Consider the following 15318-nt stretch of genomic DNA (forward strand, 5'->3'; position numbering starts at 1 on the left):
CCCGAGCATCTACGAAAGGGAGCACCCGCCTTTGGAGCGCACCGCTGATGCCCACCGGAGCGCTGCTTTTAGCTGCAGCGGATCTGCAGCCGCCGTGATGGTGAAAGGGCATTCCCGGCACGATCGAAGGCACATTCGAGCCGCCAGATTTGGCCTTAGATGGCACTGGCCGGCCTGTCATATCGACACTGCGAGAGCGTGCCAAAAGCAGCCTGGTTCACAAATGGAGGTAAGCCGGCGTGTGGCAGAGAGAAATCCTTGTGTTGCCCGACGATCTGATTGCGTTTGCCTGGTCTGCACCGATGCGGGACTTGGCGGCGAAGCTCGAACTGTCCGACGTCGGGCTGAAGAAGCTGCTGACGCGATGTGGGGTTGCATCGCCGCCGCAAGGATATTGGAACAAAATCCGTGCCGGAAAGAAGGTGCCAGCACTGCCCAAGGCACCACCACGACGCCCCGGTGAAACGGGCCGAGCAAGTGTCGACGCCCGCTTCAAAAAGGTCCTGCCGATTGCAGCTCCTCTGCCATCCAGTGGGCCATTTGCATCCGCTCTGGTTCCAGAAGACCTCGACGAACTCCGCGCACAGGAGTTGAAGGCGATCGGCAAAGTTTCCGTCCCGCAGGCGTTGGACAGGCCCTACAAAGGGCTTGTTCAACTGCTCAAGCAGGAGCAGCGTCGCCGCGACAAAAACGCAGAACGCGAGTGGACCTTTGACGAACCCAAGTTCGACAATCCACTTGGCAAGCGGCGGCTGAAAATCTTCAATGCGCTGTTTTTGGCGCTCAGCAAGCGCGGCCATGACGGTGATGCCTACGAGCGCGATGGAGAAATTCATGCGCGAGCAACCATCGGAGACACCTATATTGGATTGGACATCGGAATAGTCGGCAGCCACCGCACCGAGCGTCATTACGGATACCTGCGGCCGGCGCCAGACCTGCCGTCATCAACTGCGCTTGCGCTGCGGATCGATCCGGGTTTCGACCGCAAAAATACTGTTTCTTGGCAAGACGACGGTGACACCAAGCTTGAATCTAAAATCGCTGAGATTGCGGCTGCGATCATCGTGGCGGGCGAGAAGAAGTTTCGACTTGGCCTGCGGGAAGCCGAGGAACATGCAGAGCGGGAGCGGATTGAAAAAGAAAAGCAACGCCAGGAACGGCTGGTTCAACTTAACCAAAAGCGCCTGCAAAACCTGCGGACCAGCGGGGAGCTGCTGCGTCAGGCTGAAGACATTCGCACGCTTGTTGAGCGCGTCCGTCGCGCGATCGATGATGGTTCGGCTGATATCGATGCCTCGGCACTGGAAGCATGGCAACGTTGGGCACTCGCAGAGGCTGATAGGATCGATCCAGTGCGGTCTGGCCAAATTTTAACGCACCTCAACGAGCCGTCGCTATAATACATTGTCCGACGGTCGACTTCTGATCGACCATCGGGCTCCAGGGCGACACCACGGAAGCGATATATCACAGTGCCGGCAACAGACCCGAGACGCCAGAAATTTGTGCTCCCCCTTAGCATCTTCTCATTGCGCAAATGACGATCGAAGAACGCAAATATCCTGGTGAGCTTGCATCCTGTCAGCAAGTTCACGAACTGGCGGCAGAATACCGAAAGGCAGCACATCTGCTCCTCCAGCTCGGCCGGCCCGGCAAACCTTTGACACGCGCGCCGTTCAGATTAACAGCAATCCATGCGATCGAACTCTATCTGACGGCTCTCTCAGCAGAACCAATTTACGTTGAACAAGACCGATGAGTGACCATCCTATTACAATTGCACAACTGAAGCAGGCGGTGTCGAACGGTTCGCTGTGGCCCACAGTATCGGCACTGAGTTTCGATTCCCTAAGGGGTGTCGGCACCGTCCTTGCGGACATGCACAATGATAACACCTTCGACGGAATTTCGTACTTTGAGGCACTTCCTATAGCGGAATTCTCAAGCCGAGACAGAACGCGAATAGCGCACGTCATTGAGGGGTTTCTAAGCAAGATTCGAGACACAACGGAGCGCGTAGTCTCGCTTGTTCATACTTTGGGCGACAGGGCGTCTGACAACCTCGCCTACCAGATAGGCCAAGGCTTCGAAGCATGGGTCGCGGCCAATCCCGCGCAAATTCACCAAGCGGCAAATATCATCACGGAGACAGACCGGGACAGCGAGTTCCTGGGCACGGTGCTCCAAGCGTGGAGGGCGAAAGCACCATCTGAAGCGCTGAACGCAGCCATTTCACTCTCCAAGAGCAAATGGCCCTCCATTAGACGCCAAGCGACACATATGCTCGGCGCCTTTGAGTATTCTGACGGGGACGAGACGCTTGCAGCCGAACGACTCGCTGATTTGATCTCGTCGGATGATCCGCAAAATCAGCGCGCTGCTGCTTTTGCAATTATCCGCCTGCTTGAGAGGCAGACCGACAAATCAGCTGAGCTTGTGGCGAAACTGGAAGAGGTAGCCGATCGATCAAACGAAAATGTCCGTAACGAGTTGATTGCTGGGCTTGCCTATCATCGCGCTGCCTTTCCTCCCCTACTCAAAGAAAAAGTGCTCGCGCTTATGAAGGCCGTCCAAAGCGACGATGCGCGGACGCTCGACCTGATCGACGCTGCGCTCTACAGCATGGATATTGATAAGGACCGCCATCTCGTTTTCGAGACATTGACTGCGATCTTAAGCCAGGCAGAGGCAGCTCCTCCCCTGAAGAAATTCGATTCGCTGGTCCACAAGATCCAAACCTCAGCGGGTGATGCACACGGCTGGTATGTCACGCATTGGCTGTTGGGTGGTGAATATCAAATTTGTAGCCAACTCGACGCGTTCTTTCCTCCCCTCGACAAGTCGATTTACGATTTTCAACTCGACGAATTCAGCCTCAGCGACGCTGAGATTTTTTATCTTGCACACAAGATATATGCATACCTGATGTTCGACCATGGGCCGGCGGTGTCGCTCTTGTCAGCATGTCTTTCGTCTTTGAAACTCCATAAACGAAAGCTACTAGAGAAGGACATCGCATCCTTCTGGCTTCGCAACTATCCAACTGACCTCGACCTCTTTGATAAAGTTAACAGCGCCTATCCGGGCAAGGGGCTCAAACCCTCGATTGAACGGATGAAGCAACAGGTCGGCAGCTACCAAACGCCGCTACGTGCTTTGCCACCAAATAGGGCGATGCAGCCGTCCACATTGGAGCGGCGTGTCCAAACGGAAATCGCACACGAACGCAGCAAACAGATTGGCCGAATAGCCGAAGAAAACTCTATCTTCGCAGGGTTATTTCATAAGAGCACCCTTCTCTACGGGCGTTCATCTGTCGTCTACATTTATCCGGACAGCTCCGGCGAGCCTATCCGGCAGGTGATGCAGTTGCAAAGCGTTGAGACATCATCCGCATTGCCGCGTATGGATATTCTTTATCCAGCCCGACTCAACTACCTCATCTATCGGCTTCGCATCGAGGAGCGCCCGGAGTGAAGCTTCTTCTGAAACAGTATTTAGCGTCCCTCAACGAGAGGGACGAACTCGACGTGGTATTGCCAGACATCATGAGTGAAGTCGGCTACACGGTCGTTTCACGCCCTAAACGCGGAACTCGCCAATATGGCGTCGATGTTGCGGCGATTGGGCTCCATCCTCAGACGGGAGACAAGTCGCTGTTTCTCCTTTCGATCAAGTCCGGCGACCTGACCAGGGACAATTGGACAAGGGGGAATCAGGCGTTGAGACCTTCGCTCGAAGAGATCATCGAAGTCTACGTCCCCAGGCATGTACCCCTTCGGTACAAGGACTTGCCGGTCATAGTCGCAATTTGTTTCGGTGGGGATATGCAGGAGGATGTAAGGCCGCAGGTGGAAGGCTTCATCGAAGCGAAGACAAAACTCGGGATGCTCGAGTTCGTGGAGTGGAATGGCGACCACATTGCAGACCTGATCGCCACAGGCCTGCTCCGCGAGAACATTTTCCCGAAGGCCATGCAGACATCATTTCGAAAGGCCGTCGCACTGGTCGATGAACCAAGCGTCTGCCTCGCGCATTTCGAAGAACTGCTGCGGCAACTAGCTGACACACAGCCGAAAAACCTTTTCGATCGCCTTCGGCTAGTGCGTCAAATCTACCTAGCAAGCTGGACTGTCTTTGTCTGGTGCCGCGACGCGGAAAATCTAGAAGCGGCCTATTCAACAAGCGTCATCGCCACGTTGCGAATGTGGCATCTGTCTCACGCTCATTTCGGTAGGTCCAAGCTCGCCAAAGGTTTGGAGGAGGTGATGAAAAAAATGATGCAACTCAACCGCATCATCGCCTCTTCATTCGTTGAGAAACATGTATCACCTTACTGCGCGATTGAAGATGGGCTTGGTGTTTCCATTCCATCTCCGGCGAGTGTAGACATCAACCTGAAATTGTTCCAGGTTCTTGGACGTTTGGCCATAGATGGGTTATGGCTAATTCACACAAAAACGCTCACGTACGAAAAAGCTGACTCAGCTTTTCAAGCCGCCCTGGACGCTGAGTTGCAGAAATCGCTAAACATGATCTGCAATACGATCGAAAACAACCCAGTTCTCTACACCCCATTGCGAGACGACCACGCTATCGAGATCACGGCCGTCGGCCTATTTCTGATGCAATGCAAGGCGTTTGATTTTTTACGGCGATGGATCGAGCAAATCACCCTGTCCTCGATATTCAGTTATCGAGCCAATGGGAAATACCCATGCGTCTTCCGCGATTATGCAGACCTTGCGCTACACCCGAGAGCAGTTGAGGGTTATCGAGAGGAAGCGACAGTGGGCAGCATCCTTTATCCGACACTCGGCGTATGGTTGGCGATTTTTCAAGATGCGAAGAGCTTCGCCATCTTGGCTGACTTCCACGTCAAAGACATGACGCACAGTACCTGGCAGCTATGGATACCGGATACGACGTCGGAAGAGCATTTATATCTGAATTCCGAGGTACATGGTTCTTGCATCGCACACCTCGGAACGGCAAACGGTCCGGGCGCTCTGCTTGAGCAGATTCGCAAAGAGATCATCGCTTGCAAGGAATTCGATGAGCTTTCAGCGATGAGGTATGGGCTATGGCCGATCGTTCTAATGGCTTGCCTGACATATCGATTGCCGATTCCACCACATTTTTGGACGATGACACTGCTACCGGATGAGAGCAACATTGCCAATTCGGGCAACGCTTCCGATTAAACTAATCCAAACGTACGTGAGGTTGTGCGTCGACTCTCGTCAATCTCCACCTCTCTACAGTGCTGCCAATACAACGTGCGTTGATACGTGTTGTCTGGACCGCGATGGGGAAGCGGCATTGTTTGTTGCCACAATCGATCAGCGCGCTATTGCTACGTAAGCGGTGTTCTCAGGCCACGGCCTTACGCTCTTGATCGGTGATGTAGGCACAAGGCAGGAGATCGTCGATCTGGCCGTTTGGGTTCCCCGTTGACGGTCCTGGTGAGCACGTTGGCGACATAGCTGAGTGGCTCGACGTCGATCAGCCTGCAAGCCTCGATCAGCGAAGCGACGACGACCCAGTGCTCGGCGCCGCTCAAGGTGTGTAGATACGCCTTAGGCGACTGGTCGAGGGTGCGCATGGTGCGGAGGGTGATCTGGAACGACGAGTAGGCACGTTTCCGAACACTTTAACCAACGGTGCGGTTTTCAATGTCATAAATCGCAGAATGACATGGTTAAATCTGAGACGGCGAGATATTCCGGGAGTCATATTGGCTGTTGCCTTGGTATTGGGCGCTGCGGCGTTGGCGATGTGGTATGGACACCAAACGGGCGCTCATCTTGCCGACCCCAATTGGCGTTGCGTGAACGGTCCAAAAGGCATGGTTTGCGACCGTCAGCCCGGAGGGTAACTGTCATTGGCGTGGCAAATCCAACTTTAAAGCAGCCGACCCTTGGGCTGGCGGCTGCTGCGGAACGTTTGTAATCGGGTGTTCTCAGGCCACGGCCTTAAGCTCGGGAGCGGCGGCGACGTAGGCCCAAGGCAGGAGATCGTCGATTTGGCTGTTTGGGTGGCCGTTGACGATCCTGGCGAGCACGTCGGCCAGGTAGCCGAGCGGCTCGACGTTGTTCAGCTTGCAGGTCTCGATCAGCGAAGCGACGACGGCCCAATGCTCGGCGCCGCCGTCAGAGCCCGCGAAGAGGGCGTTCTTGCGGTTGAGCGCGATCGGACGGATCGACCGCTCGACGGTATTGGAGTCGATCTCAATGCGTCCGTCGTCGACGAAGCGGGTGAGCCCCTCCCAGCGTGACAGCGTATAGCGGATCGCCTCGGCGAGCTTGGCCTTCTGGCTGATCAGGCCGAGCTTCTCACGCAGCCAGGGCTCGAGCTCGGCCAGGATCGGCCGGCTCCTTTCCTGGCGCCCGGCACAACGTGCGTCTGCCGGCTGGCCGCGGATGTCGTCCTCGACGCGATAGAGCTCCGCGATGCGCCGGAGCGTTTCGCTCGCGATCGGCGCTGGGCCGGCTGCGGCGAGTTCGTAGAAGCGCCGGCGCACGTGCGCCCAGCAGAAGGCGAGCGTTGCGCCGCTCTTGTCGGCGAGCACCCGATAGCCACCATAGCCGTCGACCTGCAGGATTCCGGCAAAGCCCGCCAGATGAGCGATCGGTCGCTCCGCCTTTCGGTCCGGCGCATAGATATAGGCGACGCCTGGCGTGTCGCTCCCATTCCATGGTCGGTCATCGCGAGCGTAGGCCCAGAGCTGCCCGGTCTTGGTCTTGCCGCGGCCGGGATCCAGCACCGGCGCCGTGGTCTCGTCGGCAAAGAGCTTGGGCGAGGCTTTCAGCTTCTCCAGCAGCCGCTCGTGGACCGGACGCAGATGCCAGGCGGCGCGGCCGACCCAGTCGGCGAGCGTGGAACGGTCGAGGTTGATACCCTGCCGGGCGCAGATCTGCGCCTGACGATAGAGCGGCAAGTGATCGGCATATTTGGAGACCAGAACCTGCGCGACCGTCGCCTCGGTCGGCAGACCGCCTTCGATCAGCCGGGCGGGCGCCGGAGCCTGCACGACCACGTCCTCGCAGGCACGACACGCATATTTGGGCCGGCGCACGACGATCACGCGCAGTTGCGCCGGCACGATGTCGAGCCGCTCGCTGACGTCTTCGCCGATCCGATGAAGTCCGTCGCGGCAGCATGGGCAGGCATGGTCCTCGATGTCGACGACCATCTCGATGCGCGGCAAATGCGCCGGCAGCGCGCCACGGTTCGCCCGCCGCTTTGCGGTGCGCTCCCTGCGCGTGGCAGGATCGGCACGCTCGGCCTCTTCCTCGCCTGCCGCCTCGATCTGCTCGACCTCCTCGAGGCCAAGGAGCAATTGATCTTCGGGCAGGCTCTCGGCCCGGCGACCGAAGCGGTGCCGCTGCAATTCCTTGATGATCTGGGCCAGGCGAGCATTCTCGACATCGCGCGCCAGGACCATCGCTTTCAGCACATCCGGATCGTCGGGAAGCTGGTCCGCCGTCATCGCCATGATCGGATCAGACCATATTCGCCAGTTCCGAGCGATAGCGGAATCCGGGCTGATTCACTTGGTCGCGGATCAACCCGCCTGCGCCGGAGTGAGCGTCCGGCGGGCTTCATGGACCCGGCGCCAATCAAGCCCCTCAAGCAGCGCCGACAACTGGGCGGCCGTCAGCCGCATCACGCCATCCTGCACTTTCGGCCAGCGGAACTCGCCATCCTCCAGCCGCTTCGCATAGAGGCAGACGCCGGTGCCGTCCCAGAAGATCAGCTTGATCCGATCCGTTCGTTTCGCCCGGAAGACGTAGACTGCGCCACTGAACGGATCGGCGCCCATCGTCTCGCGCACCAACGCAGCCAGCCCCTCCGCACCCTTGCGGAAGTCCACTGGCTTCGTTGCCACCATGACCTTGACGGCGCCCGTCGGCCCGATCACGAGGTTGCCTTCAGCGCACGGATCACCGCCGCAACCGTCTTGGCGTCGGCTCCCCGGCCGACCCGCATGGCGATGCCGTCGATCTCAAGCTCGATCACGCCAGCATCTCGGGCCGTCTTCCGCTTCTGCGGCTGCGCTGGACGCGTCGGTGCGGATCCTGGAGGCGGCGCCGTCACCACCGCCGGCACGAAGGCCGGCGATTCCTGCTGCACCCAAGCGGCCTGTTTGCGCGCTTCACGGCGCCAGGCGAACACCTGCTGTGGCCTGAGACCATAACGCCGGGCGACTTCGGAGATGATTGCGTTCGGCTCCAGCGTCTCCGCGACGATCCGCGCCTTATCATCCATCGACCAGTGACGCCGGCCGCCAGCGCCGTTGATCACCTCAAAACGCCGAAGCTGCCGCTCCGGGTCAAGCGTAAGGTCAAGTCCAGACACAAGCCTATCTCCGATCCCACTACAGGATCGGCAACCTCACAGATCGCGATCACTCCCGAAAGGTGGCCCCAAAACACCGCTTACATTGCTACCGTAGTAGCCCCAGTTCCGTCGTCTGGGCAGCATTGGGCATGGATAGATGGAACTGCGTGGTTAGGGCGTTATCGCCTCCGGAGTGTCCCGACCTATCCTCACTGGCCGCGGGAATATCGGACGGATTCGTGTCCTATCGGCATTTTGCCGCGGGAGTTCGGTCATTCTTTGCGATTCAGAACGCAGCCCAGTCGATTGCGACAGTTCCGCCGGCGAGTGTGGGAGGGGCATCAGCACGAAAGTAATTTTCGCCCTCTCGAAAATTCAGCACGAGCATTTTCTCGTCCGCGAATATGCAGTTCGAGAAGTCACATTTCTCAAAAGCAAATTTATAATTCGCGTAATGATTCAGTGAATCAATCGATTCGACACGAGTGATACCGCAATTCTTGAACATGGATCTCTCAAATCGACCATCCATCGTTACGCGCTTCCATCGCGCTATTGTTACCCCGTTAAATGATGCATTTTCCAGGCTATCAATTTCGTATTCGTCATCGACCGGAAATTCTCCGAAATATCTTACTGAGGCGAATCCTGGAATGTAGTGCCAGTATACAGGATCATCGTCGTAGTGATAATCCTCTTCGGCTTCCGCAACATAGAATGTGATGCTTCGACCGGTGTTAAGACCTGCCTTGTCTCCAGACCGCATGACCCCGGAAATCTGTTCTCGATGCCGGTTGCTGTGATAGTTACGCATGTGATCTTCGACAAAATCAGCGAGCAGGTTCATCGCGCTCCACGCGTAGTCCCCTTGCCCGCTATGAATGAGCACGCTTAGAGTAGCGACACCGGCAGACACATGGGATGGTTTGCTTGGCTCGCTCAGAAGTTTAGCTCCCTCCTGAAGGAGTCTTGCGCGCCCTTCGTTCTCAGCTTGATTGGCCTGCCGAACGCTAATGGAACCTCGCCAGCTAACCGTGCAAAAAGTTACCAGCGCGAACAGTGCAACGCCGAACGGGGCGAGCGCTTGGGCCAAGCGGGTATCATGCTCGCCATCGAAGCCATCACCGAATATGAACAGAAAAGCGGCTACGATAGCGACGGCCGTGAACGTCGCACTGACGATAGACAGCACATACCAATGCTTTTCGGTTATAGTTGGCCACTCGCCGGTTGAATCCTTGCCCCTACGTTCGGTCACATAATCCCCCAGCCTTGACGTTTATCCGCACGCACATGTCAGCATAGCGGCAGTGTTGTAGTGCTACAGATTCAATCCTGGCGCTCGACAGCAACGGGGAAGATCGACGCAAGGTCCTCCTCCACGTCTATCTCGAATTCGGCGGCAAGCGCCGAAAGCTGCAATCCAAAGATTGCCCGCAACTCCCCCAACGCCACGAAATAGCCGGGCGTCAACGGGCGCTCGCTATGATCATGCCACCGGATTGGTGATCCATGATCGACGTCGTTGCGCAAGCGATAGGCGATGTTTCGGTAGTCCGGTGGCGCATCCTCCAAAAAACGCCGGGAGGCTGTGCGCAGATGCCGGACGCGCCGTGCAGCTGGCGAATTTTCGGGAAGGTCGTTCAAGATTTGCGTAAGCTCATTGCGAATCTGAATCACCGACTGATCAACTTGGCCCGGAACTTCGAAATGCATCGGCACGTAGAGCACACGCCGATTCTCCAGGAAATTGAACAGCCGCAAGACCACCGTCCGTTGTGCGACTGGCGGATCCCAACTCGCGCTAATACTGAAGAACCCGATGCCCGTGAGCCTGCTTCGAATGGTGTCGAAGCTTCGCCGAACGATTGCCATCTACTGCCCCTCCACTTCAGATTCGCATCATTGGCGCGGTAGAACGTAAAAGGAAAGCCCGGCGCTTGGCAGGGTGTAATTCGCCGCAACCATCTAATGAGATCATTGACGCGCAGCCGGGGTTGGGTTGTTTCCCGTGACGGGCAACGGAAAAGAGCCGCGACCTACATCGCGGCCCGATCAATTTCCAACCATGATGATTTGGAACATCTCAATCTGTTGCTGATATTCGCTCCTGAGGACATCTTGCTTACCGAGCGTATTGAACGTGGCCTTGACCAAATTGCTATCTGGCCGCTCGCGGACCTACCGGCCAGGTTTCTTGGCGCGAATGTTTCCAGCGGGAAAATGGAAGCTGACCCTAGACCCAAAAAACTCGGGGCATTTCCGGCTGGCTCAAGATAGCGAGGTCGAGCTCAGCTGCCTCGATATCGTGTCGATTTCCACCAGCAAGGCTCTCTTGTGGCACACTGTGGAGATCCGCGCTCGTGGCAGAACAGACTTGCTATCGGCGCTGTCAGGTGACGCGGCCACACAACTGGCCGCAGACCTTCATGCCTTCATCAACACTCACCTTTTTGGGCTGCTCGCCACCGAGAAGGATCGCCTGCTGGATGTCGACGAAAGGCTTCGCGAGATTACCGAAGGCAACAGACAGTATCTTGCACAGGCCGATCTGGGCAGGGCTGTTGCCGGCGTCCCTGGCGCCGCGGCGGCTGCCCTGTCTCACCCGCTTCTAAACCAGGACATGATGCCGGCAGGGATCAAGGCCTCCCTCCCGGCCTCGTTCGCCATGATAACGGACCCGGGCGTTCGCCATGCCTACAACGAGGCTTTCGTCAGCGCGGAATTGACAAGGTTCCAGTCATTCTTCGACGATCTCGACCGGCGCTCGTTTTCCGATCAGCAGCGCGAGGCCTGCATCCGCCTGGAGGACAACAACCTGCTGGTCGCCTCGGCAGGGTCTGGCAAGTCCGCGACCATGGTGGGCAAAGTCGCCTACGTTCTTCAGAAGCAGCTCTATCGGCCCGAGGAGATCCTGCTCCTGGCTTTCAACAGAAACGCAGCCGATGAACTCAGGACGAGGATCGCCGCCCAGTTACAGGTCGCGGAGGACGCTCTGGGGTGTCGGGTCACTACATTTCATGCGCTGGGACGCGGAATCATTGAGGAGGTCGAGGGTCGGCCACCGCAGCTCGCCAACTGGGTGGATCATCCCGCTGGCGAAACCAGGGTCATCGAGGCGATAATCCAGAACCTTGTAGAGAGCGATCCGGAATTTGCCCGGATGTGGGCCGAGCTTCTCGTCGTGCATCCCAAGGCCGACATCCCGATAGAGGTATTTGACGGGGAGGCCGACTACCGGCGCTACGTATCGGACACCCTTAGAAAGGGTAGCGCCACGATCGGTTCCTTGTCCGCCGTGATCGTAAAGTCGTTGCAGGAGAAGAAGATCGCCAACTGGCTTTGGCTGCATTCAGTCGCCTTCGAATATGAGCGACAAATTGCGGTGGAGGAAGACGGTGGCGACATCCGCCATCTGCATCCAGATTTCTACTATCCGCAGACCGAAACTGTGCATGAGCATTTCGCGCTCGATGCGGACGGAAGCTCACCCTTTGCGGACTACGCCGAGCACGCCGAGAACAAGCGGCAGGCATATCGCCGCAATGAGATCGATTTCTTCGAGACTACTTCCGCTCAAGCCAGCGACGAGACGCTGCTCAGCACGCTGGAGTCCGAACTGACGCGTCGCTCAATACCTTTCGAGCGAAAGAGCTACGCCGAAATCACCAAGGCGCTCGATCCGGTCGTTATCAAGCACTATCACCAGCTGATATCCACCTGCTTGAAGCACATACGTGCCAGTCACCTCACGCTCGACATGCTGCTCGAACGTGCCAAAACCTTGCATGACAAGGAGCGCGGGAGGCTGTTCGCGCGCGTGGTCTGGACGATCACTCAAGGGTATTCCCGGAAGCTTGAGGAAACCAGGCGGATCGACTTCGATTCGATGATCGCGGATGCGGTTCGGCTGGTCGAGACAGGCCGATATCGAAGTCCCTACTGCCTGATTCTGCTGGATGAGTTTCAGGACATTTCCGAGCCGCGCGCCAACCTCATCAAGGCGCTCAAACAGCAGAAAGCGTTCAGCAAGGTGTTCGCGGTCGGAGACGACTGGCAGTCGATCTATCGCTTTGCCGGATCCGACATCACGATCTTTACCCGGTTCGAAGCGAATTTCGGGACCAGTTGGCAGGGACGCCTGGAGCAGACGTATCGCTGTAACCAGCTCATTGCCGAGACGGCTGCCAAGTTCGTCCAGCGCAATCCTGAACAGATCAAGAAGTCCGTCCGCTCGACGCGCCCGGCCGTCTCGCGATCGATTCGTGTCATTCCCGTCGATGATAAACGCGACAAGCCTGACTTCGCAGCGGCCTGTCAACGCCTGCTCGAACGGCTTGATGCCGCTCTGGGTGACATCGCCAACCGGTGGCGCGACAAAAAGCGCGACAAGCTCAAGGTTCTGGTTTTGTGGCGCTACAACGTCCTCGATCTCTTCGAAGGAAGGCCGCCGTCCTTTGCCAACATCGAAGTGACCGGGCTGTCGTTTCACCGGGCAAAGGGCCTTGAGGCCGACTATACGATCCTGCTCGATGTCAGCGAGGGCAATTACGGCGTACCAAGCCGCATCGAAGACGACGAACTGCTGAACTTGGTCATTCCCCGACCCGAGACCTTCACCTACGCGGAAGAACGACGCCTGTTCTACGTAGCGCTCACGCGTGCCAGCCGAGGCGTCTACATGCTTACCAATCGCCGTCAGCCATCCCGCTATATTCAGGAACTTTGCGAGATCGCCGGCGACGAAGTTCGCTTCGAGACGGTTGAGGGAGCGGAATTGAGCCAATGTCCAGCCTGCCTCGTCGGCCAATTGGTGGAGCGGCGCAACAAAGACGGATCGAAGTTTCGTGGGTGCAATCAATTCCCGGATTGCAAACACACTGAACCGAAAAGCTTAGTCCGAAGACGGTAACCGCCTGCACTCATTGTGACGGCGAACAGGGACCCTCAACGACCTCGCGCTCCTAACGAGCATTGAGCCGTGCTGTGGCCGGACGGGGAAAGGACCGGCTGGTAGATTTATCTCGGCATCGCTCAAAATTGCGATATACGAAAAGTGGGCGATGCGCATTTGACCCCATACCAGGAGCGAATACTTGAGTGATCAAAACGAAGCCGTGACGGCTGATCTGGTCGGGCTGACTGCAGACATTGTCTCTGCCTATGTCAGCCAAAACCCCCTGCCCGTCGCTGGGTTGCCGGACCTCATCGCGTCGATACATTCGTCGCTTACAGGCCTTGGTCAGCCGAATGTGCCCGAGCCGTCTCAGCATGAACCCGCCGTCAATCCGAAAAGGTCGGTGACGCCAGATCACATCATCTGCCTTGAAGACGGGAAGAAATTCAAATCGCTGAAACGCCATCTCGCGGTACACTACGGACTCACTCCAAACGAATACCGCGAGAAGTGGGGGTTGAAGCCAGACTACCCGATGGTTGCGCCAAACTATGCGGCCCAAAGATCCACGCTAGCAAAGGCGGCGGGGCTTGGACGCAAACCGCAACCTACCCCGACCCGAAAGGCGCCTGCAAAACGAAAGCCAAGGGCTTCGTAAAGGCGGCGCCGTTGGTGGGTCAAACCTCGGGCGCGCCGCGACGGGCATTAGCCTATCGAGAACGTGGTCCATGCCACCTAATTTCGAGCGATCTTCGGCGACGTTGCGAGGTATGCAGAGCGTCGCCGATAGCAGAAGAGTGCTTCCTCGATAGTGGGTCTCGCGATGTAGTGGTCTTCCGACTGGAGCGCCGAGATAAAGGCTTCGATCAAAGTCGCACTGCGGATCGAGACCCGCCAATTTCCTTTATCAGCGCGCGCAATTCGGCTGGAGGCTCAAGGCAGAAAGTTCGAAAAGCTTCCAACAACCCCAGTCGATTCGGATTCGCTTTCCTACCTTAAAACGGCAGAAGTTTTGCCATGGCACTCGTATTTATGCATTAAGTCAATAGCTTAGACCGATATTGGGTATCCGCCGCCTTCAAGCAGATTGGAATCCAGCGCCGGTTGCGTCCGCAAGCCATGCAGCTGGTGCCTTTTGAGCTAAATTTGATATCTAGAGCAGATTGCCCTGCCTTTCTGGTATATCCACGGCGTAGTGCTCCATCCCGGCTTCTCACATCAGAATCGAGTCCATGTACGTAGACGCACAAACACGACGGAAAGTCCTCGTCCTAAAGGATGTTGCGGTTGAACACTTCAAGCATGAAAACTGGCTGGAGCTTGGCACTCTCACCGGCTGCTACGACTTGATCAGCTCGCACTCCCGGCTCCTGCGCAGCCTCAGCTTCGGGGACGACGACTACGCTGGCTGTGCCTTGGAGGTGTTGATGCGCATTGTTGAACGTGAGGAAGCCAACTTTTCCGAAGTTGACAATTATATCGGCGGCAAATTTGGGGGCGGAGGCCAAACGATCTCGAGCGCCGCGAACACCGGGCCTCGCATCTATTTTCAGCCATCTGCCTTCACTTTGCCGGCGGAATTACCAGACCCCTATCTGGTTTCGGTGATGATGCCGTTCTCCGCCGGCTTGAATGGCGTATATAGTGCGATTCAGCAAGCCTGCAGCCAAAGCGGCATGAGCTGTGAACGGGCCGACAATATCTGGAAGGAGTCGGCCGTCATCCAGGACATTTTCGGTCTCATCTACCGATCGTTCGTTGTCGTTTGCGATTTCACCGGCAAAAATCCCAACGTCTTTTATGAAGCTGGGATTGCTCACACGCTGGGTAAGCACGTCATTCCGATCACCCAGTCTGCCGACGATATCCCTTTCGACCTACGTCACCATCGGTTTCTTCCTTATCTCAACAATGGTGAAGGGCTAGCGGCTCTCACAAATGCTCTCGCAAGCAGGCTCAGAACATTGCATGCCAACCGTGATTCAGCCACTTCGGCGGCCGCGAATGTCGGCGTTTTTGGCTGACGACCAGGCGCTGCCCGATAGTCCCGCAGACTGTTCAGCAAGCTCGGCGCC

General features: G+C 57.1%; 11 protein-coding genes. 6 read left to right on the forward strand and 5 right to left on the reverse strand.

What is annotated here, in order from left to right:
* Nucleotides 1–260 precede the first annotated feature (260 nt).
* From LB520_RS05195 to LB520_RS05205, 3 genes are all read left to right on the forward strand, one after another.
* Nucleotides 261–1403, forward strand: coding sequence for a hypothetical protein (locus tag LB520_RS05195; RefSeq protein WP_224636871.1), 1143 nt, complete (start codon nt 261–263; stop codon nt 1401–1403).
* Between the two features lie 355 nt (nt 1404–1758).
* Complete coding sequence (locus tag LB520_RS05200; RefSeq protein WP_224636686.1) at nt 1759–3480, forward strand: HEAT repeat domain-containing protein; 1722 nt, start codon at nt 1759–1761, stop codon at nt 3478–3480.
* On the forward strand, nt 3477–5207 hold the full coding sequence (locus LB520_RS05205; RefSeq protein ID WP_224636687.1) for a hypothetical protein: 1731 nt from the start codon (nt 3477–3479) through the stop codon (nt 5205–5207). Before LB520_RS05200 ends, LB520_RS05205 begins: the two co-directional genes overlap by 4 nt.
* Before the next feature lie 758 nt (nt 5208–5965).
* Here the strand turns inward: LB520_RS05205 and tnpC are convergent.
* The 5 genes from tnpC to LB520_RS05235 form a co-directional block, all read right to left on the reverse strand.
* The gene (gene tnpC, locus LB520_RS05215; protein ID WP_224636689.1) at nt 5966–7501 is read right to left on the reverse strand and encodes an IS66 family transposase; all 1536 of its coding nucleotides are present in this window, start codon (nt 7499–7501) and stop codon (nt 5966–5968) included.
* A 69-nt stretch (nt 7502–7570) separates the two neighbouring features.
* Entirely contained in the window at nt 7571–7927 is a 357-nt protein-coding gene (tnpB, locus tag LB520_RS05220) for an IS66 family insertion sequence element accessory protein TnpB (protein WP_224636690.1), read from the reverse strand.
* Entirely contained in the window at nt 7924–8364 is a 441-nt protein-coding gene (tnpA, locus tag LB520_RS05225) for an IS66-like element accessory protein TnpA (RefSeq protein WP_224636691.1), read from the reverse strand. The genes tnpB and tnpA overlap by 4 nt, the downstream gene beginning before the upstream one ends.
* Before the next feature lie 268 nt (nt 8365–8632).
* Entirely contained in the window at nt 8633–9604 is a 972-nt protein-coding gene (locus LB520_RS05230) for a hypothetical protein (protein ID WP_224636692.1), read from the reverse strand.
* Nucleotides 9605–9675: 71 nt separating this feature from the next.
* Nucleotides 9676–10221 carry a DUF6650 family protein gene (locus tag LB520_RS05235; protein ID WP_224636693.1) on the reverse strand — a complete coding sequence of 182 codons (546 nt, stop codon included), beginning with the start codon at nt 10219–10221 and terminating at the stop codon, nt 9676–9678.
* A 274-nt stretch (nt 10222–10495) separates the two neighbouring features.
* On the opposite strand from LB520_RS05235, the gene LB520_RS05240 reads away from it, so the two are divergent.
* The 3 genes from LB520_RS05240 to LB520_RS05250 all read left to right on the forward strand — a co-directional run bounded on the left by LB520_RS05240 (nt 10496) and on the right by LB520_RS05250 (nt 15267).
* The gene (locus tag LB520_RS05240; protein WP_263483613.1) at nt 10496–13258 is read left to right on the forward strand and encodes a UvrD-helicase domain-containing protein; all 2763 of its coding nucleotides are present in this window, start codon (nt 10496–10498) and stop codon (nt 13256–13258) included.
* Between the two features lie 184 nt (nt 13259–13442).
* Complete coding sequence (locus LB520_RS05245) at nt 13443–13901, forward strand: MucR family transcriptional regulator (protein WP_084025495.1); 459 nt, start codon at nt 13443–13445, stop codon at nt 13899–13901.
* A 574-nt stretch (nt 13902–14475) separates the two neighbouring features.
* Complete coding sequence (locus LB520_RS05250; protein WP_224636694.1) at nt 14476–15267, forward strand: hypothetical protein; 792 nt, start codon at nt 14476–14478, stop codon at nt 15265–15267.
* The last annotated feature ends 51 nt before the right edge of the window (nt 15268–15318 follow it).

The organism is Mesorhizobium sp. CA12 (genome assembly GCF_020165255.1).
GTDB lineage: Bacteria > Pseudomonadota > Alphaproteobacteria > Rhizobiales > Rhizobiaceae > Mesorhizobium.